Origin of the sequence: Mycobacterium sp. PSTR-4-N (genome assembly GCF_022348085.1) — a bacterium.
Taxonomy (GTDB): Bacteria; Actinomycetota; Actinomycetes; order Mycobacteriales; family Mycobacteriaceae; genus Mycobacterium.
In genome coordinates this window covers 12,701-37,833 of the sequence record NZ_JAKRFN010000023.1, presented here as the reverse complement: position 1 = coordinate 37,833, position 25,133 = coordinate 12,701, and the positions used below count along the sequence as shown (strand labels likewise).

At 67.8% G+C, this 25,133-nt stretch carries 30 protein-coding genes; 15 read left to right on the top strand and 15 right to left on the bottom strand.

What is annotated here, in order from left to right; all coding sequences use genetic code 11:
• Positions 1-40 precede the first annotated feature (40 nt).
• From MHN84_RS24135 to MHN84_RS24120, 4 genes are all read right to left on the bottom strand, one after another.
• Positions 41-1,489, bottom strand: coding sequence for an MCE family protein (locus tag MHN84_RS24135; RefSeq protein ID WP_241207048.1), 1,449 nt, complete (start codon positions 1,487-1,489; stop codon positions 41-43).
• 1 nt (position 1,490) lies between these two features.
• Positions 1,491-2,345 (bottom strand): ABC transporter permease, encoded by an 855-nt coding sequence (locus MHN84_RS24130; protein ID WP_241207047.1) that lies wholly within the window; start codon positions 2,343-2,345, stop codon positions 1,491-1,493.
• A complete protein-coding gene (locus MHN84_RS24125) occupies positions 2,342-3,109 on the bottom strand; it encodes an ABC transporter permease (RefSeq protein ID WP_221356585.1) in 768 nt (255 codons plus the stop codon). The genes MHN84_RS24130 and MHN84_RS24125 overlap by 4 nt, the downstream gene beginning before the upstream one ends.
• A 153-nt stretch (positions 3,110-3,262) precedes the next feature.
• Positions 3,263-3,868 carry a TetR/AcrR family transcriptional regulator gene (locus MHN84_RS24120; RefSeq protein WP_241207046.1) on the bottom strand — a complete coding sequence of 202 codons (606 nt, stop codon included), beginning with the start codon at positions 3,866-3,868 and terminating at the stop codon, positions 3,263-3,265.
• Between the two features lie 105 nt (positions 3,869-3,973).
• Here MHN84_RS24120 and MHN84_RS24115 point away from each other — a divergent pair, with 105 nt between their 5' ends.
• Positions 3,974-4,840 carry an alpha/beta fold hydrolase gene (locus MHN84_RS24115; protein ID WP_241207045.1) on the top strand — a complete coding sequence of 289 codons (867 nt, stop codon included), beginning with the start codon at positions 3,974-3,976 and terminating at the stop codon, positions 4,838-4,840.
• Positions 4,841-4,843: 3 nt separating this feature from the next.
• Here MHN84_RS24115 and MHN84_RS24110 read toward each other — a convergent pair whose 3' ends face one another.
• Positions 4,844-5,782: a hypothetical protein gene (locus MHN84_RS24110; RefSeq protein ID WP_241207044.1), complete on the bottom strand. Its 939-nt coding sequence runs from the start codon at positions 5,780-5,782 to the stop codon at positions 4,844-4,846.
• Positions 5,783-5,816: 34 nt separating this feature from the next.
• Between MHN84_RS24110 and MHN84_RS24105 the strand changes: the two genes are divergently transcribed.
• On the top strand, positions 5,817-6,593 hold the full coding sequence (locus MHN84_RS24105; protein ID WP_241207108.1) for an adenylate/guanylate cyclase domain-containing protein: 777 nt from the start codon (positions 5,817-5,819) through the stop codon (positions 6,591-6,593).
• Here the strand turns inward: MHN84_RS24105 and MHN84_RS24100 are convergent.
• Entirely contained in the window at positions 6,583-6,753 is a 171-nt protein-coding gene (locus tag MHN84_RS24100; RefSeq protein WP_221356581.1) for a hypothetical protein, read from the bottom strand. The genes MHN84_RS24105 and MHN84_RS24100 overlap by 11 nt on opposite strands.
• Positions 6,754-6,795: 42 nt before the next feature.
• Between MHN84_RS24100 and MHN84_RS24095 the strand changes: the two genes are divergently transcribed.
• From MHN84_RS24095 to arr, 7 genes are all read left to right on the top strand, one after another.
• Entirely contained in the window at positions 6,796-7,473 is a 678-nt protein-coding gene (locus MHN84_RS24095; protein WP_241207107.1) for a guanylate cyclase, read from the top strand.
• A 93-nt stretch (positions 7,474-7,566) separates the two neighbouring features.
• Positions 7,567-8,169 (top strand): hypothetical protein, encoded by a 603-nt coding sequence (locus MHN84_RS24090; protein ID WP_241207043.1) that lies wholly within the window; start codon positions 7,567-7,569, stop codon positions 8,167-8,169.
• Positions 8,170-8,179: 10 nt separating this feature from the next.
• Positions 8,180-9,100 (top strand): hypothetical protein, encoded by a 921-nt coding sequence (locus MHN84_RS24085; RefSeq protein WP_241207042.1) that lies wholly within the window; start codon positions 8,180-8,182, stop codon positions 9,098-9,100.
• A 116-nt stretch (positions 9,101-9,216) separates the two neighbouring features.
• Positions 9,217-9,582 carry a hypothetical protein gene (locus tag MHN84_RS24080; protein ID WP_241207041.1) on the top strand — a complete coding sequence of 122 codons (366 nt, stop codon included), beginning with the start codon at positions 9,217-9,219 and terminating at the stop codon, positions 9,580-9,582.
• Positions 9,583-9,642: 60 nt separating this feature from the next.
• Positions 9,643-9,870: a hypothetical protein gene (locus MHN84_RS24075; protein ID WP_241207040.1), complete on the top strand. Its 228-nt coding sequence runs from the start codon at positions 9,643-9,645 to the stop codon at positions 9,868-9,870.
• A 15-nt stretch (positions 9,871-9,885) separates the two neighbouring features.
• Positions 9,886-10,380 carry a nitroreductase/quinone reductase family protein gene (locus tag MHN84_RS24070; RefSeq protein WP_241207039.1) on the top strand — a complete coding sequence of 165 codons (495 nt, stop codon included), beginning with the start codon at positions 9,886-9,888 and terminating at the stop codon, positions 10,378-10,380.
• Positions 10,381-10,487: 107 nt separating this feature from the next.
• Positions 10,488-10,916: an NAD(+)--rifampin ADP-ribosyltransferase gene (gene arr, locus MHN84_RS24065; RefSeq protein ID WP_241207038.1), complete on the top strand. Its 429-nt coding sequence runs from the start codon at positions 10,488-10,490 to the stop codon at positions 10,914-10,916.
• Between the two features lies 1 nt (position 10,917).
• On the opposite strand, the gene MHN84_RS24060 is transcribed toward arr, so the two are convergent.
• The 4 genes from MHN84_RS24060 to ychF form a co-directional block, all read right to left on the bottom strand.
• Entirely contained in the window at positions 10,918-11,316 is a 399-nt protein-coding gene (locus MHN84_RS24060; RefSeq protein WP_241207037.1) for a VOC family protein, read from the bottom strand.
• Positions 11,317-11,557: 241 nt separating this feature from the next.
• Positions 11,558-12,475 (bottom strand): alpha/beta hydrolase, encoded by a 918-nt coding sequence (locus MHN84_RS24055; protein ID WP_241207036.1) that lies wholly within the window; start codon positions 12,473-12,475, stop codon positions 11,558-11,560.
• Positions 12,476-12,539: 64 nt separating this feature from the next.
• Positions 12,540-12,938 carry an ester cyclase gene (locus MHN84_RS24050; protein WP_241207035.1) on the bottom strand — a complete coding sequence of 133 codons (399 nt, stop codon included), beginning with the start codon at positions 12,936-12,938 and terminating at the stop codon, positions 12,540-12,542.
• A gap of 11 nt (positions 12,939-12,949) precedes the next feature.
• Positions 12,950-14,023: a redox-regulated ATPase YchF gene (ychF, locus tag MHN84_RS24045; protein WP_241207034.1), complete on the bottom strand. Its 1,074-nt coding sequence runs from the start codon at positions 14,021-14,023 to the stop codon at positions 12,950-12,952.
• Between the two features lie 82 nt (positions 14,024-14,105).
• On the opposite strand from ychF, the gene MHN84_RS24040 reads away from it, so the two are divergent.
• Positions 14,106-15,110 (top strand): DUF6542 domain-containing protein, encoded by a 1,005-nt coding sequence (locus tag MHN84_RS24040; RefSeq protein ID WP_241207033.1) that lies wholly within the window; start codon positions 14,106-14,108, stop codon positions 15,108-15,110.
• Here MHN84_RS24040 and MHN84_RS24035 read toward each other — a convergent pair.
• Positions 15,107-16,879, bottom strand: coding sequence for a penicillin-binding transpeptidase domain-containing protein (locus tag MHN84_RS24035; protein ID WP_374238415.1), 1,773 nt, complete (start codon positions 16,877-16,879; stop codon positions 15,107-15,109). The genes MHN84_RS24040 and MHN84_RS24035 overlap by 4 nt on opposite strands.
• Positions 16,880-16,897: 18 nt before the next feature.
• The gene (locus tag MHN84_RS24030; protein WP_241207032.1) at positions 16,898-17,911 is read right to left on the bottom strand and encodes a 4-hydroxy-3-methylbut-2-enyl diphosphate reductase; all 1,014 of its coding nucleotides are present in this window, start codon (positions 17,909-17,911) and stop codon (positions 16,898-16,900) included.
• 52 nt (positions 17,912-17,963) lie between these two features.
• On the opposite strand from MHN84_RS24030, the gene MHN84_RS24025 reads away from it, so the two are divergent.
• From MHN84_RS24025 to MHN84_RS24010, 4 genes are all read left to right on the top strand, one after another.
• Positions 17,964-18,539, top strand: coding sequence for a lipid droplet-associated protein (locus MHN84_RS24025; protein WP_241207031.1), 576 nt, complete (start codon positions 17,964-17,966; stop codon positions 18,537-18,539).
• Positions 18,536-19,783, top strand: a complete 1,248-nt coding sequence (xseA, locus tag MHN84_RS24020) for an exodeoxyribonuclease VII large subunit (RefSeq protein WP_241207030.1) — start codon at positions 18,536-18,538, stop codon at positions 19,781-19,783. The genes MHN84_RS24025 and xseA overlap by 4 nt, the downstream gene beginning before the upstream one ends.
• Positions 19,780-19,992, top strand: a complete 213-nt coding sequence (locus MHN84_RS24015) for an exodeoxyribonuclease VII small subunit (RefSeq protein WP_241207029.1) — start codon at positions 19,780-19,782, stop codon at positions 19,990-19,992. The genes xseA and MHN84_RS24015 overlap by 4 nt, the downstream gene beginning before the upstream one ends.
• 62 nt (positions 19,993-20,054) lie before the next feature.
• Entirely contained in the window at positions 20,055-21,167 is a 1,113-nt protein-coding gene (locus tag MHN84_RS24010; protein ID WP_241207028.1) for an NAD-dependent epimerase/dehydratase family protein, read from the top strand.
• Between the two features lie 154 nt (positions 21,168-21,321).
• Here the strand turns inward: MHN84_RS24010 and MHN84_RS24005 are convergent, their stop codons facing one another.
• The 3 genes from MHN84_RS24005 to MHN84_RS23995 form a co-directional block, all read right to left on the bottom strand.
• A complete protein-coding gene (locus MHN84_RS24005; protein ID WP_241207027.1) occupies positions 21,322-21,900 on the bottom strand; it encodes a TetR/AcrR family transcriptional regulator in 579 nt (192 codons plus the stop codon).
• A 114-nt stretch (positions 21,901-22,014) separates the two neighbouring features.
• Positions 22,015-22,461, bottom strand: coding sequence for an ester cyclase (locus MHN84_RS24000; RefSeq protein WP_241207026.1), 447 nt, complete (start codon positions 22,459-22,461; stop codon positions 22,015-22,017).
• 127 nt (positions 22,462-22,588) lie between these two features.
• Positions 22,589-23,140, bottom strand: coding sequence for a TetR/AcrR family transcriptional regulator (locus MHN84_RS23995; protein WP_241207025.1), 552 nt, complete (start codon positions 23,138-23,140; stop codon positions 22,589-22,591).
• A gap of 448 nt (positions 23,141-23,588) precedes the next feature.
• On the opposite strand from MHN84_RS23995, the gene MHN84_RS23990 reads away from it, so the two are divergent.
• The gene (locus MHN84_RS23990) at positions 23,589-25,133 is read left to right on the top strand and encodes an arylsulfatase (RefSeq protein ID WP_241207024.1); all 1,545 of its coding nucleotides are present in this window, start codon (positions 23,589-23,591) and stop codon (positions 25,131-25,133) included.

Below are 25,133 nucleotides of genomic sequence, written 5' to 3'. Positions count from 1 at the left end.
CTTCGTGTCGGTTCGTTGGTGGTCGGCGTCTCGATGGTGATCATGGTGACGGGGCGGCCTCACGCGGCAGCGGCACCGGCGGCAGCGGGGTGGGTTGCATCTGCGCAGGATTGGCGACGATGAACGGTTCGGACCCGGGCGTGGGTCCCGGTTCCCGCGGCGCACCCGGCGGTGGGGCCGGCGGCAGTCCCGGCCACAGCGGGCTGCCGTCAGGGGCGTACAGATCCGCACCGTAGGCGGGGGCGCCGGGATACGGGACGGGTCCGATGGCCGGTCCACCGAACAGGTTGCGGATGCTCGGCGGTTCGGGCACGGCGCGGGTGGTCGGCAGATAGTTGGCATAGCCCGGGAACCCGATCCCGGGGTTGGGCCGCCAGTCGATCCCGGTACCGAAGCCGGTGTTGGTCACCAGGTTTCGCACCGGCCAGTTCTTGGCGACGTCGGGCAGCGAGCCGCAGGAGGGTTTGCCGCCCGGGCCGCCCTTGGCGCCGATGATCGGAAGGTTGTCCGGGTAGTGGTACGGATCGTCGCCCAGGGACAGGCCGACGTCGAGAATAAGGCTGCGGCCGTTACCGCCCGGTGCCTCGTACCCGCCGGTGTCGAGCAGCGTCTTGGCGCCCGTGAGCAGGCAGGTGTATTCCGGGCTGTATTTGAAGAGCAGGTCGGTGGTGGGCCGCAGCACGTTGATGGCCTTGACCAGGTTGGCCTGGTTGGGCGCCAGGAGACTGATGCCGCTGTTGGACAGCCCGATCGTGGACATCAGCAGCGTGTCGAGCTGCGTGGCACGGTTGGCGATCGTCGTGCTGGTGGTGCTGAGCGCGTCGAGCGTGGTCACGATGTCACCCGCCGCTGCGCCGTAGGTGTCGTTGAACCGGCGCAACGTGCGCCAGTCCTCGGCGATCGTCTCGTTGCGCGGATTCAGTTGCAGCAGAACCTCGTTGGCGGCGGTGGTGGCTTCGCCGATCTGCGGGCCCAGCCCGCGCACCCCGTCGGCGAGCGCGGACAACGTGCTGTTGAGCTTCGCCACGTCGACCCGGTCGATGATCGCGACGACGTTCTGGAAGACGGTGTTGGCCTCGACGGTGACGTTGCGTGACCGGATCACCTGGCCGGCCTCCAGCTTTCCCTGCGGGTCACTGGGATAGATCAGGTCGACGTACTTGGCGCCGAACACCGTGGTGGCCCGGATCTGCGCCTCGACGTTGCCGGGGATGAACCCGATCTTGTCCTTGTCGATCTCGAGCTGCAGCGCCACCGGCTCACTGCCGCCTTCGATCGCCGAGACGCGGCCGACCTGCACCCCGCGCAGCTTGACCTTCGAGTTGGTCTCCATCACCAGCCCGGCGCGGTCCGATGTGACCGTGACCGTCTCGTGGGAGGTGAAGGTGCCGAAGAACAACGAATACGTCAGCCAGAGAACGACGGCCACCACCACGAGCAGGATCAGCGTGTACCACGCCGGATGCAGGCCCTCGTCGTGTGAATCCATGTCAGCCCGCCAGATTGAAGTTGCCGGACTGGCCGTAGACGGCGAGCGAGAGGAGGACCAACACCGATGCCGACACGATCAGCGACGTCCGCACCGCTCGCCCGACGGCCTCCCCCACCCCGGCCGGTCCGCCGCGCGCGGTGTAGCCGTAGTAGGTGTGCACGAGCATGATGATCACCGACAGCACGATGCACTGGCCGAATGACCACATCAGGTCGGTGGGGTTGAGGAAAGTCTTGAAGTAGTGGTCGTAGACGCCGGTGGACTGGCCGTAGATCACGGTGGTGCCGAATCGCGCCGCCCAGAACGCCATCAGCACGCCCACGCAGTACAGCGGGATCACGACGAGCAATCCTGCGATCACCCTGCTCGAGGCGAGGAAGGCGATGCTGCGGATGCCCATCACCTCCAGCGCGTCGATCTCCTCGTTGATCCGCATCGCGCCCAGCTGGGCGGTGGCGCCGGCGCCGATGGTGGCCGACAGCGCGATCGCGGTGGTGGCGGGCGCGATGAGGCGGACGTTGAAGTAGGCCGAGACGAAACCTGTCAGCGCCTCGACACCGATGGTGGAGAAGTCGCTGTAGCCCTGCACCGCCACCAGCGCGCCGGTGGTCACCGTCAGGAACCCGACGATCGCCACGGTGCCGCCGATGACGATGAGCGCTCCTGCGCCCAGGCCCATCGCGGCGATGATGCGGATCAGTTCGACGCTGTAGTGAGTGAAGACGTACCCGACCGAGCGCAGGGTGCGACCGTAGAACTTGGTCTGCGTACCGATGTCGTTCCACGGTCCGGCCACGCTGCGGAACCGGGCCTTGAGCCACGGGAACTGGGAATGGGGCCGCGAGACGGTCATGCGGTGATCTTGATCGCTACAGCCGTCGCGACGATGTTGATCGCGAACAGCGCCATGAAGGTGAACACGACGGTCTCGTTGACGGCGTTGCCGACCCCGGCGGGGCCGCCACGCACGGAAATGCCTTTGTAGCAAGCGATCAGACCGGCGGAGAGCCCGAACAGCGCCGCCTTGGTCAACGCGATGATCACGTCGGTGGTGCCGATGAGCAGTGTCAGGCCCGCCGCGAATGCGCCGGGCGAGACGTGCTGGATGTAGACGACGAAGAAGTATGCGCCCGAGAGGCCGACGAGGATCACCGTCGCCGACAGCGCCAGCGAGACGACCATCGCGGCCAGCACGCGGGGAACCACAAGGGCCTGAATGGGATTGATACCCATCACCCGTAGCGCGTCGAGTTCCTCACGAATGGTGCGGGCCCCCAGGTCGGCGCACATCGCGGTGGCGCCTGCGCCGGCGACCACCAGAACCGTGACGATCGGCCCGATCTGGCGCACCGTGCCCAGTGCGGCACCGGTTCCGGAGAAGTCCGCGGCACCGATCTCGGTCAGCAGGATCGTCGTGATGAACGTCAGCAGCACGGTGTAGGGGATGGTGAGCAGCAGCGTCGGCAGGATCGACACCCGCGCGACAAACCATGACTGGGCGATGAACTCGCGCCAGGCGAACGGTGGCTGGAACAGCGCGACGAACGTGTCGAGGGCCATCGAGAAGAACCCGCCGAACGCGCGTACGGGCTTGCCGATGACGTCGGAAGCGACCATTCAACCGGTCCTTCCTCGCGAACAGTTCACCGCCACAGCCTCCGACTGACCAACCCCCGGTGTGTGGGTGACGGTACATCTGTGAGGACGCTGGGAGACCGTATATCACCAAAATGTGGTGCGCCAACACGAGTCCGCCACCGGCGGCCGTGCTCACTCACGGGGCACCGCGCCGACGGCGCGCAGGGCGAAGTCGAGGAGCCGGGACTCGGCCAGCTTGACCGCCTGCACGTCCTGCGGCGCGACGTTTGACAGGACCCGGCTCACCAACGCGCTGATCGCGACCGCGTCGTGGTCGGGGTCGGTCAGCGGGAAGGCTCCGGTGGCACGCCCGCGACGCAGGATCTGGGCCAGAGAGCCCTCTCTGATGGCGTGCGACCGCTCCCGCAGCTCCCGGTACCCGACCGCGGACCGGACCTCCTCGGAGTCGATGACCGCCATCTGCCTTCGCCGGCGTGGGTCCACCAGGAGATCGAAGATCTCTCCGATCCACGCTGCCAACTGGTCGGCGGGGCTGCCGGTTCCTGCGGCGGCCACCCGGTCCACCCGGGCTGCGATCTCGTCGGCGCCCTGCTGCAACAGGGCGAGGAAGAGATCGTCTTTCGACCGGAAATGGCGGTAGAAGGCCCGGCTCGAGAGGCCGGCGGAATGCAGGATCGCCGACATCGTGACCGGCTCTCGGTGCGGATCGGACAGGCAGTGGTGGGCGGCCTCGATGATGCACCGCCGTTCGTCGTCGGAGCCCGCCTCAATTTGCACAAGCGAAAATATTAGGGAACGTGGTCTGTCGGGACCCGAGATCGGCGCAATCGGTGTGCTGGGTAACCTCAGCTGGCGGGGACCGGCGAGAGGACGCGGTGGACGATGACCAGCAGCGATGCGACGATCGCGACCTTCATCGGCGCTGACGGCCTGAGGTTGGTCGCCGACGAGTGGAACCGGCCGCCGGTCACCGGCGACGCCGACAGCGAGCGTCCGTCGGTGCTGATGCTGCACGGCGGTGGGCAGAACCGCTGGTCCTGGAAGAACACCGGACAGATCCTGGCCTCCCGCGGGTTGCACGTGGTGGCGCTGGACAGCCGCGGCCACGGCGACAGCGACCGCTCCCCGGATGCCCGCTACAGCGTCGACGCGCTGTCCGCCGACACCGTGGCCGTGCTGGACCAGATCGGGCGGCCGACGGTGCTCATCGGCGCGAGCATGGGCGGCCTGACCGGAATCCAGGCCGCACGGGACGCCGGACCGCAGCGGGTCACCGGTCTGGTGCTCGTCGACGTGGTGCCGCGCTACGAGAAGGACGGTAGCGCCCGCATCCGCGACTTCATGTTCAGCCATGTCCACGGGTTCGACTCCCTCTCCGACGCGGCCGACGCGGTCGCCGCCTATCTGCCGCACCGGACCCGTCCGCAGAACCCCGAGGGGCTGAAGAAGAACCTCCGGCACCGCAACGGGCGCTGGTACTGGCACTGGGATCCGGCGTTTCTCACTGCGCCGCATGACGATCCGTTCCTGCGGGTCGAGCAGCTCGAGCAGGCCGCCGTCGAGCTGACGATCCCCATCCTGTTGATCCGCGGCAAGCTGTCCGACGTGGTCAGCGAGGAGGCGGTCGCCGATTTCCTGCAGAAGGTGCCCGGCGCCGAGTTCGTCGAACTCTCCGGCGCGGGGCATACGGCTGCCGGCGACGACAACGACGCCTTCACCGACGCCGTGGTCTCGTTCGTGCTGCGCTGACTCTCACACCAGCAGCGGCACACCCGCCACCCGGTCGGCGCCGAGGATCTCGAACATCGCTGCAGAACTGGTCAATTCGGTCCGCGGAACCGAGATGCCGGCCACCTGGAGTCGACACGTGGCCAGCGCGGAGTTGTAGCAGTACTTCTCGGCGCCACCGGTGTCGGTGTAGGTCAGGCCGATCACGTCATGGGTGGCGGCGGCGATCTCCCCTTCGATCGTCTGCTCGCCCACTCGCGCCCCGAAGCTCCACGTGAACGGCTCATAGCGGCCGTGAGTCTGCAGGCTGCCCACGACCGTGCGCACAGCGAACTCCATGCCGGCGTGGCGCAGCACGAAGAGGGTGACGGCGGGCAGGAGCACCGGACCCACCGCGGCCCGCGCCGTGACGATCTCGAGGGTGGTGCCGGGCGAGTCGTCGAACGCGCACACCTGCCCGTATGCGTAGGCAGCGGTGTGCCGGCTGCCCCAATTGTGGTTGACGCTGCCCACCCACCCGTCGACCTCGACGGTCAGACCGTCGATCTCGAGTCGCCCGTCCACCTGCGCCCGGGGATGCCGCACGAGAGTCTTGGCCGGCGGGAACCGCGCCTGATAGGCCCGGTCGGAGAGCACCCGCACCGCGGGTTCCCCGCCGGGCCGGACCGTCAGATCCCAGCGCGCGCGCCCCGGAACACCACCGACGGCGGCCGTGTCGGTGAGACTGTTCGGCCCGATCCGCGCGGTCCACGGGTCATCCGCGAAGACAGCGCTGTCGATCGGAAACGACTCTCGATGAGCCCGATGTCCGGCGGGGTCGAACACCATCACCCACACATCGGCGCTCGCTGCACCTGTCGACGCCCGCAGCAGCGTCTCCCGCAGCCAGATCGCGCGGGCGCCGTCCCCGCTGGTGGCGCGCAGCCAGCGACTCTCGTAACAGGGGGCCTGCGAGCAGTTCACGCTCCCAGCATCCAATACTGGACCGGTGACCGGGATGCAGATCCTCGCGCTGGCCCTCGCCGTCGTCGCCGTGGGCGAGGCGGTCGGCATCGCGGTGCTGTGGCGGCGGGTGCGGGCCGCTGAAGCCGAAGCAGACGAATTGCGGGGCCGTCTCGACACCCGGCAATTGCTGGTCTCGGGCGGCACCCGGGCCGTCAAAACGGTGTGGCAGACGGCGAACATCCTGCGCCGCGACGGGCTCGGCGCGGCGGTGCGCTCCTCCATCGAGGACCTCGCGGACTGGGCCGAAGTGGAACGACCCGACCTCGCCCGCCTGTCCCGCAACGGACGACTCGCGATCATGTTCTCCGACATCGAGGAGTCGACCGCGCTCAACGAACGCATCGGCGACCGGGCCTTCGTGCGGTTGATCGGCAGACACGACCGTGCCGTGCGCCGCCACGTCGAGCACCATGACGGCCACGTGGTGAAGAGCCAGGGCGACGGGTTCATGGTCGCGTTCGCCCGTGCCGAACAGGCGGTTCGCTGCGCTGTGGACATTCAAGACGCACTGTCCAAGCGGCGCAACGGTATTCGGGTACGCATCGGTATCCACACGGGGAAGTCCGTGCTACGCGGCGACGACGTGTTCGGCCGTAACGTGGCGATGGCGGCGCGGGTCGCCGCGCAGGCCGACGGTGGTCAGATACTGGTCAGTTCGGCGGTGCGCGACGCGCTCGACGACTGCGACGACCTGGTCATCGACGCGAGCCACGAGACCGAGTTGAAAGGCTTCTCCGGCACCCACACGCTGTACGAGGTCACGGCGTGACGTCGGGTTGTCCCGCCTGCGCCAGGCGCTGATGCAGCCGCGCGCGAATATCGTCGGGGGTGTAGGAGTTTCGCCGTCGCTGGTCGCGAGCGACCAGCACACCACCGGCGACCACACCGGCCGCCCCGGCCAGCCCGACCCACTTCCAGAGTCCCCGCATACCCGTCAGTCTGCCTAAGCTGCGGGGATGTTTCCAAGCACGGTGTCCCTGGAGCGCGCACTCGAGGAGACGCGCACCGGCGACATCTGGTTGTTCCGCGGCCAGTCCGGCCCCGACCGGGCGATCCAGTCGATGACCAACAGTCCCGTCAATCACGTCGGGATGACCGTGGCGCTCGACGATCTGCCGCCGCTGATCTGGCATGCAGAGCTCGGTGACAAGCTCCTCGACCTGTGGACGGGCACGCACCATCGCGGGGTGCAACTCAACGATCTGCGGGCAGCGGTGCATCGCTGGACGACCGCCTACGGTCAGCGCTGCTGGCTGCGTCAGCTCACGCCGCACGCCGACCGGGCGCAAGAGGACCGCATGCTCACCGTGATCGCCCGCATGGACGGCACCCCGTTTCCCTCGACGGCGCGCCTCACGGGGCGCTGGCTCCGCGGGCGGGTTCCCACCGTCAGCGATTTCACCCGTGGAATCCCGTTGTTGCACAGCGCTGTTCGCCGAGCGGCCGAGAAGCGCAAGGCGCAGCGCACGCAGACGGGTTTGGAGACCGCCTACTGCGCGGAGACCGTGGCGATCACCTATGAGGAGATGGGCCTACTCGTCACCGAGAAACATGCGAACTGGTTCGATCCGGGATCGTTCTGGAGCGGCGACGTTCTACCGCTCGCCCACGGGTACCGACTCGGTGACGAGATCGCGGTTCTGCCCTGAACACGTCGGTGAAACGCCGGAGCGGCTACGGGCGTGCGCGCGCCTGCGGTGCTTTGCTGTTCGCAGGCACCGCGAGACAAGGGAGTGTCAGGCATGACCGTCACCACCCAGCCGTCCCACGACGCTGACGACGCGCCGCGCGCACGCTCGCGCGGTCGGGCAGTGTCCATCGTCGTCGCCTCACTCGGCACGCTCGCGATCGTCGTCGCGCTTCTGCTGACCTCCCGCGCCCCGTCCACGCTGGAGGTGCACTCCATACCGGCGCAGTCGGATACGAGCTCGGCGCGGCTGGCCGCACCCGTCGCGCCTGCACCGGCGCCCCAGTCTTCGCCGGTGGCACCGGTGGCACCGGCGGCGCCGGCCGCGCCGGCGGACGCGCCCGCGACGATGCCGATGGACAGTCAGGGTTTCGTCGACTCGGCGGCCCGGTGCGACTCCGACCAACGCGCTGTCGCCGTCGCCCGCACCGAACGCGCAGCCGTCGCGGTCTGCCGCGAGGGGAACAGATATCTCTACCGCGGCGTGCGGCTGCGTGACGGGGCGTCACTGCGCCTCGACGACGTCCGGCTGATTCCGGCCGGGTTCGAAGCACGCAACGACACCACCACCTACCGGCTCACCGACACCGAACTCGTCGTCATCGAGGGTGAGGCACTGCAGAGCCGGGACCGCGTCGTCGAATACCGGGCCGGCTGACCCGATCGGCATGTCCCCGATCACCGCCGTGCACCACCCGGGGCTCAACGCACCTTCGGGCATCATCGCCGCCCACGGCGAGGTCTGGTTCACCAACATCGGCGACGACCGGATCGGTCGCGTGCGCGACGGGCAGGTCGAGCTGTTCGGCGCCGAGCCGGGCGTCATCCGCTTCCCCGCCAACATCTTCCCGGCCGCCGACGGCCGTGTGTGGTTCACCAGCCTCGGCTCCGACGCGCTGGTGGCCATCGACCCCCGCAGCTCCGATCCGGCACAAACGATCACGCCCTATCCCCTGCCGGCGGGCAGTCGCCCGGTGGCGCTGAAGTCAGCCCCCGACGGTCGGCTGTGGTTCTCACTGCGCGGCATCGACGCCATCGGTTCGGTCGATCCCTGCGCGGACGACCCCGCGGCGACGGTGCGCCTCGTCACCGGCAACGGCATCGCGGCCCCGGCTGCGCTGTTCGTGACGACCGCGGGACAGCCGTGGTGGGTCAATGCGAGATCGCTGGGCACCTGCGACCCGCGCACCGAAAAGGTGACGACGGTCGCACCGCTTCCGGCGACACCGCGGGCGTGGACGCAGGGTGACGACGGCACACTGTGGTTGACCACCCGCGGGCCGGCCGGACTGATCTCGTTCGAACCGACGAACCCCATCGGCACCATGCGCCTCTTGACCCACGGTGAGCTCGTCGAGCCGGACGGAATCTGCACCGGGACAGATGGCCGGCTGTGGCTCGTGGACACCGCCGCGGACCGCATCGCGAGCGTCGCACCGGACCGGGCCTCGGATCCCCGCGCCTGGTCGTTCCTCGGTTCGCCGGACATCCGCGGACCGTTCGACATCAAGCCGGGACCCGACCCACATGTGTTGTGGTTCACAAACAAGGCGGGAAACAGCCTTGGCCTGCTCGACGCTGAACCCTGACGGAACGTCGGAACTCGTTGCGGCCGCGCCCCGGTTTATCGAAAGAATTCTGTGGCTACGCTGAGAAATCGATCGGGGGGTCGTTGCGTTCCTGACAGCGACTCTGAGGAGGGTTCATGCAGTTCAAGAAGATCGCCGCCGGTGCTGTGGCGGCTGCAGCGCTCAGTTCGGCCGCATTCGGCATCGGAGCTGGAGTTGCCCAGGCCAAGCCGGGCCACGGTCACGACGACATCTGGCTCCCGGGCGACCCGCCGGGCCACAACCCGTTCGGCCCGCCGGGGCTGGTGGCCAAGGGCCCGGGTCCGCTCGCCGGCCCGCCCGGACACTGGGGCGATCCCGTGCGTGTCGGCCTTCCGCCGGTGTGGCGGCCCGCGAACTGGATCGACCTCGGCATCCGCGACCCCCAGCCACTGGTGTGGAATCCCGGCAGCAACTCGTGGGGCATCTGGTGGAACGGACTGTTCATCGGCTACGCGGGCTGATTTCTCAGCCGTAGCCCCGCTGTGACCTGACTGCGATCGCGGTCGGGAAAGCTGAACACCGTGGCCGCCGTTGTCGTGTTGTCGATGATGGCGGCCACGGGTCTGTTGGGCTTCTACCTGGGCCGCCGCGCGGCATCGCCGCGGCCGAGCTGGCGCCAGCGCACACGGCGTCCTGCGCTCGCCCGTCAGGCCGTCTCCCTTGTCACGCTGGTGGCCGTCAGCCAGTTGCAGCGCAGCGTACGGGGGCGAGTCACGCCCCGGCGCGGTCGAGTGCCGTCACGGCGCTGAGGTAGCTTTCCCGGTATGCCGCTTCGCTATGTCGACCCGCACCGCAAGCGGGGGCGCTCCTACCAGCGCGGGGTGCGGTTCGGACGCTCTCCGGTCGGCCAGTTCTTCGCCCGCCATGTCGCGCGGCGCACCGATCCCTACCTGTTCCGTCTGACCGGCGGGCGGGTGAACATGGGGCCCATCATCAATGCTCCGCTGGTCTCCACCGGGGCGAAATCCGGTCAGCGGCGGCAGACGCAGCTCACGTACTTCCACGACGGTTCCGACGTCATCCTGGTCGCCTCCAACTACGGGAAGCGGCGCCATCCGTCCTGGTATTTCAACCTGACGGCGCATCCGGACTGCGAGTTCGGCGACGAGCCGTTCACCGCGACCGAGGTCACCGACCCGGACGAATACGCCCGGCTGTTCGCGTTGGCCGAGAAGGTGTACGCGGGCTACGACGACTACCGGGAGCGGACTGCCGACAGCGGACGTCAGATCCCGATCATGAGGCTCACCCCGCGCTGAATCACGCGTTCCCTTCTCAGACTGTCGCACGGCAGGGGGCTTGCCGCAAGACCCCTGTGATGCCGCAGACTGCTCCGAACCGGATCACCCCGCGAACGGAGACTGCGATGCCTGAATCACCCAAACCCTTTGTGCCACACGACTCTGGCGCGCTTCTCCACGGCACGAAGGCCGACCTCGCGGTGGGCGATCTGCTGGTGCCGGGTCGATCGATGAATCATGACCCCAACCGACGGGCGAACCACATCTACGTGACCCGCACGCTGGACGCGGCGACGTGGGGGGCGGAGTTGGCTGCCGGTGACGGCAGGGGCCGCATCTACGTCGTCGAGCCGACAGGCCCCCTCGAGGACGACCCCAACGTGACCGACAAGCGCATGCCGGGCAATCCGACGCTGTCCTACCGCACCCGCGCACCGGTGCGCGTCATCGGCGAGATCATCGACTGGGTCGGGCATTCGGCCGATCAAGTCCAGAGCATGCTCGATGGGCTGGCCGACTTGAAGGCCCGCGGGCTGGACGTGGTGTACGACTGACTCACACCCCGAACTTGGCGCGTGCGTCGTCCGTCACCGGCGTGAACAGGTTCACCAGGTTGTCGTCCGGGTCGCGGAACAGCAGCGCCCGGTTGCCCCACGGCATCGTCGTCGGTTCGGTCACCACATCGTCCAGTTGTTCTCGGAGACGGGCATATTCGGCATCGACGTCGGCCACGAGGAACTCGATGATCGCGCTGCGGTTGGCCGCAGGCTCGGCAGAGCCTTCACCGAACAACGGCACGGTCTTGTCACTGCCGATCGCCAGCGTGCCGACCGGTGTGGGGATCTCGGCGAACAGTTCGTTGCCCCAGATCGCCGATGCGGTGGTGACCAGCTCATAGAACGAGACGAGGCGCGGCACGTCAGCGGTGATGAGACGAATGGACAGGAGCTTCACAGAGGGTGACGGTAGACCGGGCCACCGACACCGTCGCTGCCACGTGCGCGCGTTTCTCGCGATCGAGGAGGCAACTCACGACCCGGCCTGCGGATCCGCTCGGTTCGCCGAGTGGTGAGCCAGCCCCGCGAGCGCGCGCTGCGCGACCGACATGATGCCCATCAACCAGTTGGATCGGGCGGTGTCGCCCGTCACGTCGCCGGCGAATCACACGTAGTCGTCGCGCCGTGGCGATGCCGGGTCATACCCCGATCCGGATGCGGTCTCGAAGCCATCCTTCGATTCCGGCCCCAGCCGCACGTGCCATCGAGGTCGCGTGCGCTGTGAACGCATGCGGCGATGCGGGATACACCCGCAGATCGACTTCGACGCCCGCCGCCAGGAGTCGCGCCGCCATGGCGAAATTGTCCTCCAGCAGCACGTCCTCCGCGCCGATGACGATCAGGAACGGCGGAAGCCTCTCGAGATTCGCGAAGACAGGCGAGATGTCGGGCACCGTTCGATCCGGCGCATCACCTGCGAATGCCCTGATGAAGTACTCATCAGCGATGAGACGACCTGCCGGTGTGTGCGCGGAGAGATCGTAGGTGCCGCATTGCACCACAGCGGCGCCGAATGCGTGAACCCCGCGATCGCGGAGGCGCACGAGTACCGCCGCCACGAGTGTGGCCCCCGCGGAGAGTCCCGTCATGGCGAGCCGCGTCGTCCCGAACCGCGCTTCGGCGTTCTCCGCCAGCCACATCGCAGCGGTCTCGCAATCGTCTGGCGCTGCAGGCCAGGGATGTTCAGGTGCCAGCCGATAGTCGACGCTGATCACCGCAACTCCCAAAGCGTCGACGAGACGGCGATTCCGAATGTCACTGGCCGCGGCCGAGCCGAGATAGAAGCCGCCGGCGTGGATCTCCAGCAGCACGCCCGCGACAGCCCGATTCACCGGAGTGTGAATTCGGACGGGCACGCGTCGCCCACCGGCGCTCACGCTCTCGACGGCGGGGGTGGGTTCACTTTCGACCGACATCGGCACGGCGGCGCGGACGGCATGAAGCTCGTCGAACGTCGCCGGACCGCGCCCGGGCGGCCGGCGAGCGTAGAACGCACGAGACTCGTCGACCAATGCGAGCAGGCTCGGATCGATGAAGGACGACAACTGCAAGCGCATACGGTCAGCCTAGGAACTGCTTTCGCTGCCCAGGATGAAGCACGTCACCAACTCGCCGTGAGCGCTACTGCTCTCGAGCGATCTGCCCGCGGACGGCTTCCTTGTCGATCACCGACCACACCTCGGCTATCCGACCGTTGTCGAACCTGTAGAAGGCGTGCTCGGCGAACGACACTCGCCCACCCGACGGTTCGAAACCCAAGAAGACGTCGCGTGGGGTGCACTGGAAGAACAGCCGGCAGGATACGACCTGACCGTCGGCAATCAAGATCTCCGGCACGAACTGCAGGTCCGGCGCCGCTCGGGTGTCACTGTCCAACATCGCGCGATAGCCGCTGAGCCCTAGCCGAATCCCGTTGTGCACGACGGCCTCCGAGACGAATCGTCCGAGTTCGTCCCACCGTCGGGCGTTCAAGCACCCCAGGTAGGCACGGTATGTCGTGAGCAAGTCGCCCTCAGCCATCACATCACTTCTCACACGTTGAAGCGGAACTCCACCACGTCGCCATCGGCCATCACGTAATCCTTGCCCTCCATGCGGACCTTGCCCGCGGCCTTCGCCGCGGCCATCGAACCAGCGGCCACCAGATCGTCGAAGGACACGATCTCGGCCTTGATGAAGCCCTTCTCGAAGTCGGAGTGGATCACCCCGGCCGCCTTCGGCGCGGTGTCGCCTTGATGAATCGTCCACGCGCGCGCCTCTTTCGGCCCCGCGGTCAGGTAGGTCTGCAATTTCAGGGTGTGAAACCCGGCGCGCGCCAACGCATCCAGGCCGCGCTCGGTCTGGCCGATCGACTCGAGCAGCTCGGCGGCCGACTCCTCGTCGAGCTCCTGCAGTTCCGCCTCGATCTTGGCGTCGAGGAACACCGCGTCCGCCGGAGCCACCAGCTCACGCAGCTCCGCCACGCGTGCGGCGTCGGTCAGCACCGACTCGTCGGCGTTGAACACGTACAAGAAGGGCTTCGACGTCATCAGGTTCAGCTCGCGCAGCAGCGACACGTCGGCACCGGCGGCGAACAGCGTCGTGCCGCCGTTGAGCACTTCTTGGGCAGCCAGCGCCGCCTCGTGCACCGGCCGCCGATCCTTGTTCGTGCGCGCTTCCTTCTCCAGCCGCGGCAGTGCGCGCTCCAACGTCTGCATGTCGGCCAGGATCAACTCGGTCTCGATGATCTCGATGTCGGACTTCGGGTCGACGCGACCGTCGACGTGTACGACGTCGTCGTCGGCGAACACGCGGACCACCTGGCAGATTGCGTCGCTCTCCCGGATGTTGGCCAAGAATTTGTTGCCCAGTCCCGCGCCCTCGGAGGCGCCCTTGACGATGCCGGCGATGTCGACGAACGTCACCGGCGCCGGCACGGTCTTCTCCGAACCGAACATCTCGGCGAGCTTGTCCAGACGGGGGTCCGGAAGCGCCACCACACCCTCGTTCGGTTCGATCGTCGCGAACGGATAGTTGGCGGCAAGCACGTCGTTGCGCGTCAGCGCGTTGAACAAGGTCGATTTGCCCACGTTCGGCAGTCCGACGATTCCCAGATTCAAGCCCACGGAGTCCACAGTCTGCCAGATGTCACCGCCACGCAGGCGTCCGCTGGCGGCGTGCGGTCACCCCAGCCGGTACGGTCGACGTGTGTCAGGACAAAGTGCGCGCGCGGCGATACCAGCCGACCTCCGCTCCGCGCACCCCGGTATCGCGGGAGTGCCCTGGTGGGGCGCCATTCTGATCGCCGTGGCCGCCTGCACGGCCGGCTTCGCCATCGACGCTGGCTCCGGCGGTGGCGCGTTGACGACCGTGTTCTCGGTGCTCTACGTCATGGGCTGTCTCACAGCGGTGCTGGCCGTCCGCCGTCAGGGCCTGTTCACCGCCGTCATCCAGCCGCCGCTGCTGCTGTTCGTCACGGTGCCGGGCGCCTACTTCCTGATGCACTCCAGTGAGATCAAGGGCATCAAGGACCTCCTGATCAACTGCGGTTACCCGCTCATCGAACGTTTCCCGCTGATGTTCTTCACCTCTGCGGCCGTTCTCGTCGTCGGGATCGCGCGCCGCTACCTCGGCGCCGCACCGAACGGCCACAGCAGCTCGGTGTCGGCCAAGCTGTCCGGCTTCGTCACCCGAGGCACCGGGACCGACGACGCCGAGCCCGCGGACAAGAAGCCGAAGGAGCCCCGCCGGCGCCACACCGCGGCCAAGCGCACCGAGCGGCCGAGAGACGCCGCGAAGGCTCGTGCGCGCGCCGAACGGCCCACCAGGCGTGCCGCCCCGTCGCGTTCACGGCACGCCCGGCCCCCGGCGCCCACCGAGATCATCGAACCGGTCGTCGATCTCGACCGGCCGCGCCGCCGCCGCCCCCGCCCGGACGAGGTGCCCCCGGCCGAACCGAGGCGTCGGCCCCGCCCGTCGTCGACGCGCGAATCGCGCATGCCGCCCGGCGAGCGCCTCGGCGGCTACGACCGCCCGACCCGACGGCCGCGCTATGACGACTACGAGCCACGTGAGAGCAGCACCCACCACCCGGTGTCCCGGGTGCGGTACCGCGGCAGCGACTCCGATACTCATGCCGACGACCAGGAGTACCGGCCGCGGCGGCGGCCGTCCCGCGACGTCGGGGCCGATCGCTGGGAGTACGACATCTAGGACATCGTGGTCCGGAGGAACCGGCCCGCGGCGTCGACCGCAGGTGTCGAGGATTCTGCGTCGCTGACGAACACCGCGAGCGCGAGGTCGTCGTGGATGCCGACGAACCACCCGTGCGCACGTTGCACCCCGTCGGCACCGACGTACTCGGCGGTGCCCGTCTTGCCGAGCATGCCGGGGATGTCCTGCAGCTGGGTGGCGGTGCCCCCGCTGATGGTCTCGGCCATCATGGCCTTGACCTGCTCGTCGACGCCGGCGGGCAGTGGTTGCGGGATGCGGTCGGCGGTGGCCGGTTGACCGGCGACGATGCTCGGCATCGGCACCGAGCCCCGCGCCAGCGTCGCGGCGACCAGGGCCATCCCGAACGGCGACGCGGTGACCTCGCCCTGGCCGATGCCCTCCTCGACACGCAGCGCCGAGGTGTCGGCGACCGGTACCGAACCCGTCACGGTGGTCATCCCGGGCGCGGTGAAGTCGATACCCAGGCCCAGTTGTGCGGCCGCGTCGGTGAGCGCATCGGGCGGCAGGTTCACCGCGAGGCGACCCATCGTGGTGTTGCACGACTTGGCGAACGCGGTGTGCAGAGGCACCTCGCCGAGATCGAATTCGTCGTCGTTGGGGATCTGCCTGCCCTCGATGTTCTCGGTGCCCGGGCAGCCGACGACGCTGTCAGGAGTGACCTGGCCGGCCTGCAACGCGGCCGACACGGTGACGGTCTTGAACGTGGACCCGGGCGGATACAAACCGGTGAGCGCGATCGGGCCCCGGGCGTCGGCGGGAGCGTTCTGTGCGACGGCGAGCAGACTGCCGGTCGACGGTTGGATCGCGACCAGTGCAGCGGGTGTCGGCAGCGGTGCCAGCGCGTCTTCTGCCGCGCGCTGCATCCCGATGTCCACGGTGGCGGAAATGTCGCCGACGGGTTTGGCGTCCTGCCCGCCGACGCGCTGCGCGCCCGCCGCGGTCTGGGCCGTCACCGCCCAGCCGTCCGCGGCATCCATGCGCTGCTGCCAGAGGTCCGAGAGCCCCGACAGCGTGGGTGAGGTCAGCGTGCGATCGGTCGCGAGCAGCCGGGTCTGCGGCCGCAGCGTGACGTTCGGCAGCGCGGTCAGCTGCGCCTCGATGGGCGCCAGATCCTCCTCGCGCAACGTGATCGCGGTGACGGGCTTGCCGCCGGCGAGCTCACCGGCCAGCGATTCTGGGGTGATCGTCGGCGCGATCGGATTGAGCAGTGCGGCAACGGCATTGACGTCCGCTCCGGGCGCGAGATCGATCAGCGTGACGACGTGCTGGGTGAGCAGTTCGGCGCCGGTGCGGTCGAGGACGCGAGCGGCGGGTTGCGGGACGAGCGTGCTGAACGACAGCGGCCCCTTGTCCAGACCGGGCGCGACCGTGGTGGCATCCCACTGGATCTTCCAGTCGTCGCCCGCGCTCGCGGCCCGGCCGTCGGCGCTGTATTTCCACTCGATCTTCTTGTCCGGGCCGAACTTCCACGTCGTGTCGAGCGTGAAGGTGCCTGCACCGTCGTCCTCGGCCGTCTGGGCGACACCGACGTGGACGTCCTTGCCCAGGCTCGCGAACAGGGCGTCCAGCGTCGTGGTGGCCGCAGCCTGGTCGGTGGTCAGCGCGGCTGCTGCGGCGGCGTCACCCCGGCTGAGGGCATCGGCGAACGCCGTGACGGTGGACCGGAGCCGGTCTTCAGCGCTGCTGCAACCCGCCAGCAGGAGCAGGACGACGAACAGGACAGCCGATGATCTCCCGCGCACACCCACGGGTGCCGAACGTACCCGCTACGCGCGCGCCGGCCGGATCTCTCGGGGCAGAGCGAACACGAGTGTCTCGTTCGCGGTGGTCACCGGCTGCACGGTCCCGAAGCCGTGTTCGGCCAGCCTGTCGAGCACGCCGCGCACGAGGATCTCGGGCACCGACGCACCGGACGTCACGCCCACCGTCGTCACCCCGTCCAGCCACGCCGGGTCGATGTCCTCGGCGTAGTCGACCAGGTGCGCGGCCGCTGCACCGGCGCCCAGGGCGACCTCGACCAGGCGCACCGAGTTCGACGAGTTCTTCGACCCGACGACGATGACGAGGTCGCACTCAGGGGCCATCGCCTTGACGGCGACCTGGCGGTTCTGGGTGGCGTAGCAGATGTCGTCGCTGGGCGGGTCCTGCAGCGTCGGGAACTTCTCGCGCAGCCGACGCACGGTCTCCATGGTCTCGTCGACCGACAGGGTCGTCTGGGAGAGCCAGACCACCTTGTCGGGGTCGCGGACGGTGACGCCCTCGACCGCATCGGGGTTGTCGACGACCTGGACGTGGTCGGGGGCCTCTCCGGCGGTGCCGACGACCTCCTCGTGGCCGACATGGCCGACGAGCAGGATGTCGTAGTCATCGCGGGCGAACCGCTTGGCCTCGTTGTGCACCTTGGTGACCAGCGGGCACGTGGCGTCGATGGTCTGCAGTTTCCGGGCCTTCGCCTCCTCGTGCACCGTGGGCGCGACGCCGTGGGCGGAGAACACCACGATGGCGCCTTCGGGCACCTCGTCGGTCTGCTCGACGAACACCGCGCCGGCTTTTGCCAGCGTGTCGACGACATAGCGGTTGTGCACGATCTCGTGCCGGACGTAGACCGGTGCGCCGTGCTTCTCGAGGGCGCGCTCGACGGTCTCGACCGCGCGGTCCACGCCGGCGCAGTAGCCGCGCGGCTCGGCCAGCAGGACCCGCTTGCCCGCGTCGTCGCCCGCAGCGGTGCCCAGCGCGGATCGGCTGGCGCCAGGAATCCCCATGTTGACAGTCGACGGCATGAGTCCAGGGTACTGATCGGCTCCCCGCGCTGCCCAGCCGTAGGCTGTCGCCATGGCAACTGCACCGTACGGGGTCCGTCTGCTGGTGGGTGCAGCGGTGACCGCGATCGAGGAAACCCGCAAGCTCCCGCAGACCATCCTGATGTACCCGATGACGATCGCGAGTCAGATCGCCCAGATCGTGATGAAGGTGCAGCAGGACGTCGCAGTTCTGGTGATCAAGGGCGACGAGACGCTCGACACGATGTTCCCGCCCAAGGACGAGCAGCCCGAGTGGGCGACCTTCGACGAGGACATTCCGGCCGCCGAGGAGTCGGACGCCGATGTGGTCACGTTGCCGGTGCGCGACGGCGAACGACTCACCGAGGGTCGCTTCGCGCTGTTCAGCGAGGAACCGGAGACCCCGAACACCACGGCACCTGCCTCGTCAGCGTCGTCGACCGACGCACCGGAGATCGTCACCGAGATCGACTATCAGAATCTGACGCTGGCTCAGCTGCGCGCGCGCCTGACCTCGCTGCGGATCACGGACCTGGAAGCGCTGCTCGCCTATGAGGAGACGACGAAGGCGCGCGCCCCGTTCCAGACCCTGCTGGCCAACAGGATCACGCGCGCGTCGGCGAAGTGACCAGTCCCGGGCAGTCACCGGAGAACCCCTTTCCCGTCCGCGGTGTCGCGATCCGCGTCGCGGGCTGGATCGACAAGCTCGGCGCGGTCTGGGTCGAGGGACAGATCGCCCAGCTGACGCTGCGACCGAACTCGAACACCGCGTTCATCACGCTGCGGGACCCCGCCGCCGACATGTCGCTGTCGCTGACCTGCCCGCGAGACCTGGTCACCAACGCGCCGGTGAAGATGACCGACGGCACTCAGGTGATCGTCTACGGCAAGCCGAATTTCTACACCGGCCGCGGGACGTTCTCGCTGCGGGTCAGTGAGATCCGTGCCGTCGGGATCGGCGAGCTGCTGGCCCGCATCGATCGGCTGCGGCGCTTGCTCGACGCCGAGGGCCTGTTCGACGCCCGGCTGAAGCGGCCGATCCCGTTCCTGCCGGGCACGATCGGCTTGATCACCGGCCGGGCGTCGGCGGCCGAGCACGACATCATGGCCGTTGCCTCGGCTCGGTGGCCGGCGGTGTGCTTCGAGGTGCGCAACACCGTGGTGCAAGGCCCCAACGCGGTGCCCCAGATCGTGGAAGCGCTGCGCGCGCTCGACGCACACCCCGAGGTCGACGTGATCGTGCTCGCGCGCGGGGGTGGCAGCGTGGAGGACCTGCTGCCCTTCTCCGACGAGACGCTGTGCCGCGAGATCGCCAAGTGCACGACGCCGGTGGTGAGCGCCATCGGTCACGAGCCCGACAATCCGCTGTGCGATCTCGTGGCCGATCTGCGGGCCGCGACGCCGACCGATGCGGCCAAGCGCATCGTGCCCGACACGACGGCCGAGCTGGCGTTGGTGGCCGATCTGCGCCGGCGCAGCGCGCGGGCACTGCGGAACTGGGTCAATCGCGAACAGCACACGGTGAGCCAACTGCGTAGCCGTCCCGTGCTGGCCCGGCCGCTGGATGCCATCGCCGCCCGCGCCGACGAGATCCACCGGGCGCGCCGAGCGGGCCGGCGCGACATCGCCCGGCTGCTCGACATCGAATCCGACCGGATCGGTCACCTGTCGGCACGGCTGAGCACACTGGGTCCGGCAGCCACGCTGGCGCGAGGCTACGCCGTGGTCCAGGCTGTCCCGGCGAGCGGCGCACCGCACGTGCTGCAGTCGGCGGCCGACGCTCCGGCGGGCACACGGTTGCGCGTGCGGGTGGCCGACGGCGCGGTGACGGCGATCAGCGAGGGCGAGGGTGGGGCGGAGGACCTGTTATGAAGCCTATTAGCAAACTCGGCTACGAGGAGGCGCGCGACGAGCTGATCGAGGTCGTGCAGCAGCTCGAGCATGGGGGTCTCGATCTCGATGCATCGCTGAAACTATGGGAACGGGGCGAAGCGCTGGCGAAATGCTGCGAGGAGCACTTAGCTGGCGCACGCAAGAGAGTGGCCGACGCGTTGGCCGCGAGCGAGGATTCCGGCGAGTGACCGCGGGACCGCACTGCGGTCCATGCTAGAAAATTGGAACACGTTTCAGTTACCCTGCCCCCATGGGTGATGCATCGTTGACGACCGAGCTGGGCCGGGTCCTGGTCACCGGCGGCTCCGGCTTCGTGGGGGCCAACCTGGTGAGCGAACTGCTCGACCGCGGACTTCGGGTGCGCAGCTTCGACCGGGTGCCCTCTTCCCTGCCTAAGCACCCACAGCTCGAGGTCCTCGAGGGCGACATCACCGACACCGCCGACGTCGCCCGCGCGGTCGAGGGCATCGACACGGTGTTCCACACCGCGGCGATCATCGATCTGACGGGCGGCGGGGCGGTGAGCGAGCAGTTTCGGCAGCGCAGCTTCGCGGTCAACGTCACCGGCACGCAGAACCTGGTGCGCGCGGCTCAACAAGCCGGCACCCAGCGCTTCGTCTACACCGCGTCCAACAGCGTGGTGATGGGCGGCCAGCGCATCTCCGGCGGCGACGAGACGCTGCCCTACACCGCGCGGTTCAACGACCTCTACACCGAGACCAAGGTGACGGCCGAGAAGTTCGTGCTGGCCGCCAACGGGGACCACGGCATGCTCACGTGCTCGATCCGGCCCAGCGGCATCTGGGGCCGCGGCGATCAGACGATGTTCCGGCGCGTCTTCGAGAGCGTGCTGGCCGGCCACGTGAAGGTCCTGGTCGGGAGCAAGAACGTCAAGCTCGATAACTCCTACATCGCCAACCTGGTGCACGGGTTCATCCTCGCCGCCGAGCACCTGGTCCCCGGCGGCACCGCACCCGGACAGGCGTACTTCATCAATGACGGCGAACCGATCAACATGTTCGAGTTCTCCCGACCGGTCGTCGAGGCGTGCGGTCAGCCGTACCCCCGGCTGCGCGTGCCGGGCCGTCTCGTGTGGTTCGCGATGACGGTGTGGCAGTTCCTGCATTTCCGCTTCGGCGCACCCAAGCCGCTGCTGGAACCGCTTGCGGTGGAACGGCTTTACCTCGACAACTACTTCTCGATCGACAAGGCGCAGCGCGATCTGGGCTATCAGCCGCTGTTCACCACCGAGGAGGCGCTGCAGCAATGCCTCCCCTACTACGTCGAGTTGTTCGAACGGATGAAGGCCGCCGCCGGCGAGCCGCTGGTGCACGTCGCGGCGCCGGTGACACCCAAGGGCTGAGACGCCAGGGCCCGCGTTCGAATCACGATGGGGCGCTGGTGGTTTGCGTGATATGTAGCGATTGATATCCAACCATTCGAGCGCCCGACGCACACCTGGTCGGCCAACGGAGAGTGCGGCTGTTGTGCCGCCCGCAGCAGTTAATTATCGTTCGCTACATAACAGTGGTTTGCCCCGCCACGGCCAATTGAGCTGACCAACCGTGACGCGCGACATCCGCAACGGCCCTCAGCTGGCGACGGTTGGCGCCGTCACGCGCTAAAGCGGACAGGCCGGTCAACACCGCAACGATGTAGTTTGCCAACGCGCGCGGGTCCGACCCCTGCGGCAGGTCGCCCTCCCTCAACGCTTTTCGGAGCCGAACCGCAATGGTGTCACGGCACTGCGCACGCTGCGGCGCGCACGCCACGTCAGAGAGAACCATGCATCCCCTGGGGTTGCCGGGTCGGCAATACTCGGTGACCGCGAGATCCATCATCGCATCGATGACCTCGTTCACCGTTGCCGCCGTCACCGCTCGCCGGGCAACGGCGTTGGGACCAGACTCGTAACACTCGACCGCATCGCTGAACAGGCGCCTCTTGTCGCCGAATGCGGCGTAAAGGCTTGGCGGCGAGATGCCCATGGCTTCGGTGAGTTGACTGATCGTCGTCTGATGGAAACCTTGCTCCCAGAACAACCGCATGGCCTTGTTCAACGCGTCATCGCGATCGAACTCTCTGGGTCGGGCCATACCACCGATCGTATTCCCCGAAACTGCGACGGCTGTTTCCACGGCGGTATCGCGTCGGATCGACCGCGACGATGACCCGACGTCACACATCGTCGAACCGGTCGGCCGATCCGATCAGCTGCTACGGAGTTGACGCAAGAGCTCCATGGTGTCCGAGAGATCCCACACGGCAACGAATTTTGACTCCATCACCTGGTAGACGGTGAACTCGGTGATGCTGACCCGGCGGCCGGTGGCCGGCACATCCATGAACGTGCCGCGATGGGTGCCGGTGACGGTGAAGTGCAGCGCGATGGTGTCTGCACCCGTCCACACGTGGCGTATCGCCCAGCGCCAGTCCGGAAACGCGGCAAACAGGGGCGGAAACTGGGCGGCTACCGCGTCGGGGGGCATCGGTGCGTCGTTGACGGTGATGTCGGGGTGGTAGAACTCGGCCATCGCGGGCACGTCGTGTTCATTGCATGCCCGCAGGTACCGACCATAGAGCGACTCGAGGTCTTCACGTGCGGTCATGGTCGCCCTTTCCCAGGGTCCTGCCAGCGCGCTGGCGTCGGCCGGCATCGATCGAAGTTGCGTGCTCACCATAGATCTGTCCGACCGACCCGCTGCGTCTCCACCACGATCCGCTGGGGGCTGCGTCGTCCGCCGAACGAGGTCGCGCGCTCCACGGTCGTCACCAGTAGCCCGGCTAGCCTCCGTCCGGGCCAGGCCATGCCCGCCGTGCGGTATCGGCGACGGCCTGGAGCTGTTGGCGGCTCACCCCGTCGCGCGCGCTGTTCGACAATCCCCGCAGGACGGTGTCGATGAAGTCGGCCAGAGCCTCGACGTCGACGCTCGGACCGAGGTCACCGCTGCGTTGCCCGCGGCGGAGCCGCTCGACGATAGCGGCCCGGCCGGCGGCGCGGCGCTCGATCAGTATGGGATCGGAGATGACGAAACACCCACTCGGCCGGTCGGGTCGGGTGTAGAGGTCCACCGCCCGATCAAGGATCGCGTCGAACACCTCGCGTGCCGTGGGGGCCTCGAGCGCTGGAGGTACCACCGCGGTCTGCTCGTAGAGTTCCACGCACGCCTCGTGCAGGGTGCGTTTGTCGCCGAAGGAGTTGTACAGGCTCGGTGGGGAGATCCCCATGACGCGCGTCAGGTCGCTGATCGACGTCGCGGCGTATCCCCGCTCCCAGAACAACAGCATCGCGGCGTGCAGGGCCTGCGCGCGGTCGAACTTGGCGGGCCGTCCCATGTGCGCAGCATAAAGTCGCGCGCACCACGGTCGCCAACGTCGAGCGGCCGCGGCTCGCTGTGGCAGACCTGCCTTCGGTGCTGGGTAGGCCAACGACCATCGCGCAGCCGCGCTTCACGCCCCGGTTCGACCCCGAACTCCGCGAAGCGATCCGTTGATGCCTGGTGCAGCACCGCCATGTATCGCAGCGGGATGTTGAGCCGGCTTGCCGTGGGTCGTGTAGCCGAATATCGTTGCAGGACAGACCACATCGGTTTCGCCGCGTCCGGCGCCGGTGTGGATGTCAGCGATGACGTCATGGACGACTGAACGACGGGCATCGTCGTTGACAACCTCACGGTCAAAGAAGACAAAACAGCGCACCCCGATCACCTGCCGGGACCGTGGTCCGGTGTCTACGCTCGAACGCACGACATGTCAGACGATGAGGCCGGAAGCGGGGCACGCCATGCCGAACGGGAAGCCGAATATTCTCGTGATCTGGGGCGACGACATCGGGATCACGAATCTGAGTTGTTACAGCGATGGCCTCATGGGCTATCGCACCCCCAACATCGACCGGATCGCCGCTGAAGGCATGCGCTTCACCGATTCCTATGGCGAGCAGAGCTGCACCGCGGGCCGCTCGTCGTTCATCACCGGTCAGAGCGTGTACCGGACGGGTCTGTCCAAGGTGGGCATGCCCGGTGTCGACGTCGGCATGTCACCCGAGGACCCGACCATCGCGACCGTGCTCAAGCCGCTGGGCTACGCCACCGGTCAGTTCGGCAAGAACCATCTCGGCGACCTGAACAAATACCTGCCGACCGCGCACGGTTTCGACGAATTCTTCGGCAACCTCTACCACCTCAACGCCGAGGAGGAGCCCGAGCACCCGGACTACCCCACCGAGAAGGAAGCGCCCCGGCTACGCAAAGCCATGCTGCCGCGCGGAGTCATCCGAGCGTGGGCCACCGATGAGGCGTCCGACGAGGTGGACGAGCGGTTCGGCCCGCTGGGCAAGCAGCGCGTCGAGGACACCGGCCCGCTGACCAAGAAGCGGATGGAGACCATCGACGACGAAACCACCGCGGCGGCAATCGACTTCATCACGCGTCAGCACGAAGCCGACACCCCGTTCTTCGTCTGGATGAACACCACCCACATGCACTTCCGGACCCACACCAAGCCCGAGAGCCTCGGGCAGGCCGGCCGGTGGCAGTCTCCGTACCACGACACGATGGTCGACCACGACAAGCACGTCGGGCTGCTGCTGGACTGCCTCGACGAGTTGGGCATCGCCGAGGACACCATCGTCGTCTACTCCACCGACAACGGGCCGCATGCCAACACCTGGCCAGACGGGGCGACCACTCCGTTCCGCAGCGAGAAGAACACCGGGTGGGAGGGCGCATTCCGGGTTCCCGAGATGGTGCGCTGGCCCGGCAAGATCCCCGCGGGCGTGGTGTCGAACGAGATCATTCAGCACCACGACTGGTTGCCGACCCTCGCAGCGGCCGCCGGAACCCCCGACATCGTGGACAAGCTCAAGGCGGGCCACACGATCGACGACAAGACCTACCGCGTCCACATCGACGGTTACAACGTGCTGCCCTACCTGACCGGCGAGGTCGAGGAGAGTCCTCGCCGCGGCCTGATCTACTTCTCCGACGACTGCGACGTTCTGGGAATTCGCATCGACAACTGGAAAATCGTGTTCATGGAGCAGCGCTGCCAAGGCACGCTGCAGATCTGGTTCGAACCCTTCACCGAGTTGCGGGCGCCCAAGATCTTCAACCTGCGCACGGATCCGTTCGAGCACGCCGATGTCACCTCGAACACCTACTGGGACTGGTTCCTCGACCACGACTACATCGCGTTCATGGCCAACGCGGTGGTCATGGATTTCCTGGAGACCTTCAAGGATTTCCCGCCCCGGCGCGAACCGGCCTCGTTCACGGTGACCAACGCCGTGCAGAAGCTCGCCCACTTTCTCGAATCCGTGGGCGGCTGA

Excerpts from the sequence above, each read along its gene's own strand:
- MHN84_RS24135 (WP_241207048.1), bottom strand. The coding sequence starts at position 1,489 with ATGGATTCACACGACGAGGGCCTGCATCCGGCGTGGTACACGCTGATC.
- MHN84_RS24130 (WP_241207047.1), bottom strand. The coding sequence starts at position 2,345 with ATGACCGTCTCGCGGCCCCATTCCCAGTTCCCGTGGCTCAAGGCCCGG.
- MHN84_RS24125 (WP_221356585.1), bottom strand. The coding sequence starts at position 3,109 with ATGGTCGCTTCCGACGTCATCGGCAAGCCCGTACGCGCGTTCGGCGGG.
- MHN84_RS24115 (WP_241207045.1), top strand. The coding sequence starts at position 3,974 with ATGACCAGCAGCGATGCGACGATCGCGACCTTCATCGGCGCTGACGGC.
- MHN84_RS24105 (WP_241207108.1), top strand. The coding sequence starts at position 5,817 with ATGCAGATCCTCGCGCTGGCCCTCGCCGTCGTCGCCGTGGGCGAGGCG.
- MHN84_RS24100 (WP_221356581.1), bottom strand. The coding sequence starts at position 6,753 with ATGCGGGGACTCTGGAAGTGGGTCGGGCTGGCCGGGGCGGCCGGTGTG.
- MHN84_RS24090 (WP_241207043.1), top strand. The coding sequence starts at position 7,567 with ATGACCGTCACCACCCAGCCGTCCCACGACGCTGACGACGCGCCGCGC.
- MHN84_RS24085 (WP_241207042.1), top strand. The coding sequence starts at position 8,180 with ATGTCCCCGATCACCGCCGTGCACCACCCGGGGCTCAACGCACCTTCG.
- MHN84_RS24080 (WP_241207041.1), top strand. The coding sequence starts at position 9,217 with ATGCAGTTCAAGAAGATCGCCGCCGGTGCTGTGGCGGCTGCAGCGCTC.
- MHN84_RS24070 (WP_241207039.1), top strand. The coding sequence starts at position 9,886 with ATGCCGCTTCGCTATGTCGACCCGCACCGCAAGCGGGGGCGCTCCTAC.
- arr (WP_241207038.1), top strand. The coding sequence starts at position 10,488 with ATGCCTGAATCACCCAAACCCTTTGTGCCACACGACTCTGGCGCGCTT.
- MHN84_RS24055 (WP_241207036.1), bottom strand. The coding sequence starts at position 12,475 with ATGCGCTTGCAGTTGTCGTCCTTCATCGATCCGAGCCTGCTCGCATTG.
- MHN84_RS24050 (WP_241207035.1), bottom strand. The coding sequence starts at position 12,938 with ATGGCTGAGGGCGACTTGCTCACGACATACCGTGCCTACCTGGGGTGC.
- MHN84_RS24030 (WP_241207032.1), bottom strand. The coding sequence starts at position 17,911 with ATGCCGTCGACTGTCAACATGGGGATTCCTGGCGCCAGCCGATCCGCG.
- MHN84_RS24025 (WP_241207031.1), top strand. The coding sequence starts at position 17,964 with ATGGCAACTGCACCGTACGGGGTCCGTCTGCTGGTGGGTGCAGCGGTG.
- MHN84_RS24015 (WP_241207029.1), top strand. The coding sequence starts at position 19,780 with ATGAAGCCTATTAGCAAACTCGGCTACGAGGAGGCGCGCGACGAGCTG.
- MHN84_RS24010 (WP_241207028.1), top strand. The coding sequence starts at position 20,055 with ATGGGTGATGCATCGTTGACGACCGAGCTGGGCCGGGTCCTGGTCACC.
- MHN84_RS24005 (WP_241207027.1), bottom strand. The coding sequence starts at position 21,900 with ATGGCCCGACCCAGAGAGTTCGATCGCGATGACGCGTTGAACAAGGCC.
- MHN84_RS24000 (WP_241207026.1), bottom strand. The coding sequence starts at position 22,461 with ATGCCGGCCGACGCCAGCGCGCTGGCAGGACCCTGGGAAAGGGCGACC.
- MHN84_RS23995 (WP_241207025.1), bottom strand. The coding sequence starts at position 23,140 with ATGGGACGGCCCGCCAAGTTCGACCGCGCGCAGGCCCTGCACGCCGCG.
- MHN84_RS23990 (WP_241207024.1), top strand. The coding sequence starts at position 23,589 with ATGCCGAACGGGAAGCCGAATATTCTCGTGATCTGGGGCGACGACATC.